Origin of the sequence: Streptomyces sp. NRRL WC-3549 (assembly GCF_000721935.1) — a bacterium.
Classification (GTDB): Bacteria; Actinomycetota; Actinomycetes; order Streptomycetales; family Streptomycetaceae; genus Streptomyces.
On the sequence record NZ_KL585389.1, the window covers coordinates 5,468 to 7,968 of the forward strand.

The 2,501-nt window shown below is 71.1% G+C and carries 6 protein-coding genes; 2 read left to right on the top strand and 4 right to left on the bottom strand.

Features of this window, described 5'->3' with window-relative positions; genetic code table 11:
• The 4 genes from rpsR to rpmG all read right to left on the bottom strand — a co-directional run.
• The coding region (gene rpsR, locus IH13_RS0107295) for a 30S ribosomal protein S18 (protein ID WP_031082113.1) at positions 1–182 on the bottom strand (182 nt) is incomplete at its 3' end.
• A 31-nt stretch (positions 183–213) separates the two neighbouring features.
• Complete coding sequence (locus IH13_RS0107300; protein ID WP_031082114.1) at positions 214–1,368, bottom strand: CobW family GTP-binding protein; 1,155 nt, start codon at positions 1,366–1,368, stop codon at positions 214–216.
• On the bottom strand, positions 1,368–1,622 hold the full coding sequence (locus tag IH13_RS0107305) for a type B 50S ribosomal protein L31 (RefSeq protein WP_031082115.1): 255 nt from the start codon (positions 1,620–1,622) through the stop codon (positions 1,368–1,370). The genes IH13_RS0107300 and IH13_RS0107305 overlap by 1 nt, the downstream gene beginning before the upstream one ends.
• A 50-nt stretch (positions 1,623–1,672) precedes the next feature.
• On the bottom strand, positions 1,673–1,837 hold the full coding sequence (gene rpmG / locus IH13_RS0107310; protein WP_015576127.1) for a 50S ribosomal protein L33: 165 nt from the start codon (positions 1,835–1,837) through the stop codon (positions 1,673–1,675).
• Positions 1,838–1,905: 68 nt separating this feature from the next.
• Between rpmG and rpmB the strand changes: the two genes are divergently transcribed.
• Together rpmB and rpsN are read left to right on the top strand one after the other, a co-directional pair.
• Entirely contained in the window at positions 1,906–2,142 is a 237-nt protein-coding gene (rpmB, locus tag IH13_RS0107315) for a 50S ribosomal protein L28 (protein ID WP_031082118.1), read from the top strand.
• Positions 2,142–2,447 (top strand): 30S ribosomal protein S14, encoded by a 306-nt coding sequence (rpsN, locus tag IH13_RS0107320; protein ID WP_031082119.1) that lies wholly within the window; start codon positions 2,142–2,144, stop codon positions 2,445–2,447. Before rpmB ends, rpsN begins: the two co-directional genes overlap by 1 nt.
• The last annotated feature ends 54 nt before the right edge of the window (positions 2,448–2,501 follow it).

The window sequence follows — 2,501 nt, forward strand, 5'->3', positions numbered from 1 at the left end:
GCGCCCTGCCGCTGCTGCTGGGCGCTGATGCGGGTGACCCTGCGGCTGCGGATCTTGCCCCGGTCGGAGATGAACTTCCGCAGCAGGTCGGTGTCCTTGTAGTCGATGTACGTGATCTTGGCCGCGTCGAGCGGATTGGGCCGGCTCCTGACGGGCTTACGGGGGTCCTGGCGACGAGTCATCGGTCTTCCTCAGAGGTCGGCGGTGGGGCGGTCAGTGGACCGGGTCGAGGAGCGAGTCGAAAGCGGCCGGAAGGTCCCTCCAGGCCGCGCGTCCCGCGTCGTGTTCGTCGTCGGTCAGCAGGCAGGAGTCGAGCAGGGCGACGAGGCCGTCCCGGTCGAGGCCGGGTGAGACGAAGACCAGGTGCTGGCAGCAGTCACCGTGCTCGGGGTGCCAGTCCAGCGCGGCTGCCGCCCGCCGGAACGGTGGGACCATGTCCCAGGCCGCGTCCGGCAGGGAGGCCAGCCAGGGGCCGGTGTTCTCGACGCAGAGGGCACCCCCCGCGGCGTCCCAGGACAGCAGGGTGTCGGGCCGGTCGGCGAGCCAGAAGCGTCCCCGGCTGCGGGCGGCGGCACAGCTCAGGTCCTCCAGCGCGTCGTACAGGCGCTCCGGGTGGAACGGGCGGTACCTGCGCCACACCAGGGTGCTGACGCCCGCCTCCTCGGCTTCCTGCGGGAGGAGGGCGCAGGCCGGATGAGTACCGGCTCCCGCCGCCTCCACATCGAATCCCGCGAGGGCCAGTACCGGCAACTCCTCGGAGTCTGCGGCGATCCGCCGTGCCGTCGGATGCAACTGGCGGATCAGCGCCCGGTCCGCGTCGTCCGCGTCGTCGCTCCGGACGAGGGCGACGACGGAGGAGTACTCCAACTGGCGGGCCCACGTGTCTCCGACGGTCCGCTGATCGCTCGGCGCCGCGGCGAGGCCGGCCTCGGCGAGGTCGTCACCGTTGACCAGGCAGGGCAGCACGAGGGCCGGATCGACGGCCGCGACGACGCCGGTCACCTCCGCCTGCGCCGCGCCGTGGGCGGCGATGACCTCGGCCATGGCCTTCGGCTCGACGGAATCCCAGAGATCGAGGACGGCCAGCCGGGTCACCCCGTCGGCCGCCAGACGTGCCAGCTCGGGCAGCAGGTCCTCCCGCAGCGCGCAGCAGGCGCAGTCGTTGACCAGGCGGGCCTCCCCGTGGGAGAGCTCGCCGGTGACGTCGCGAACCGTGCGGTGGACCGTGCCGTTCATCGCCGTCGACAGGTCGTGGTGGAGGGCGACGCTGTGGGGCACCTGCCTGAGCAGCCTGTCCACCACCTCGTTGCGGGCATCGGCGTGCAGCCCGCTGACGATGACGACGGGCAGTTTCCGTTCCGTCTCCATCACCGGGCCTCACGGCGCCCGTAACGACGCTCGAAGCGCTCGACGCGTCCCGCGGTGTCCAGGACCCGTGCGGTGCCGGTGTAGAAGGGGTGGCTCGCGGAGGAGATCTCCACGTCGACCACGGGGTAGGTGTTGCCGTCCTCCCATGCGACGGTGCGGTCGCTGGTCAGGGTGGAGCGGGTCAGGAAGGCGAAGTCGGCGGCCTTGTCGCGGAAGACGACAGGACCGTAAGGGGGGTGGATTCCGGGCTGCATGGCGGTGTTCCTCGTGTCCTCGGGGTGGATGTCGACGGGGGAGGGGGTGGTCAGCGCTCTTCGCGGAAGTCGACGTGGCGGCGGACGAGCGGGTCGAACTTCCGCAGCACCAGCCGGTCGGGATCGTTCCGCCGGTTCTTACGCGTGACGTAGGTGTAGCCCGTCCCCGCGGTGGACCGGAGCTTGATGATCGGGCGTACTTCGTTGCGAGCCATGGGGCTACTATATGGCAATGGTTTCCATTTTCAAGAATGGACCGTCTCGACGAGAGGTAGGTATCCGCGTGTCCGCCCATTGCCAACTGACCGGCGCCCGACCGGGCTTCGGGAACAAGATCTCCCACTCGCACCGGCGTACGTCACGCCGCTTCGACCCCAACGTCCAGCGCAAGCGGTACTGGCTGCCCGGTGAGGGCCGCTACGTGCGGCTCACCCTCAGCGCCAAGGCGATCAAGACCATCGACGGCATCGGCGTCGAGGCCGCCGTCGCCCGCATCCGGGCCCGGGGGGAGAGGGTCTGATGGCGAAGAAGAGCAAGATCGTCCGGAACGAGAAGCGCAAGGTGACCGTCGAGCGGTACGCGGCGCGGCGGGCCGAGCTGAAGGAGGCCATCCGCCGGCCGGGCACGCCGGAGGCCGAGCGGGCGGCCGCGGTCGAGGAGCTGCGCCGTCAGCCGCGTGACGCCAGTGCGACCCGGGTCCGCAACCGGGACGGCGTGGACGGCCGCCCGCGGGGTCATCTGCGGAAGTTCGGACTGTCGCGGATCCGGATGCGCGAGCAGGCGCACGCCGGCCTCCTTCCCGGGGTCACCAAGTCCTCCTGGTGACCCCGCGAGGCCTGTGACGGGTGGCGGTGCGGTCGGCGGGCCGCACCGCCACCC

Coding starts and splice junctions, on each gene's coding strand:
- rpmG (WP_015576127.1), bottom strand. CDS start 1,837: ATGGCTCGCAACGAAGTACGCCCGATCATCAAGCTCCGGTCCACCGCG.
- rpsN (WP_031082119.1), top strand. CDS start 2,142: ATGGCGAAGAAGAGCAAGATCGTCCGGAACGAGAAGCGCAAGGTGACC.
- IH13_RS0107305 (WP_031082115.1), bottom strand. CDS start 1,622: ATGCAGCCCGGAATCCACCCCCCTTACGGTCCTGTCGTCTTCCGCGAC.
- IH13_RS0107300 (WP_031082114.1), bottom strand. CDS start 1,368: ATGGAGACGGAACGGAAACTGCCCGTCGTCATCGTCAGCGGGCTGCAC.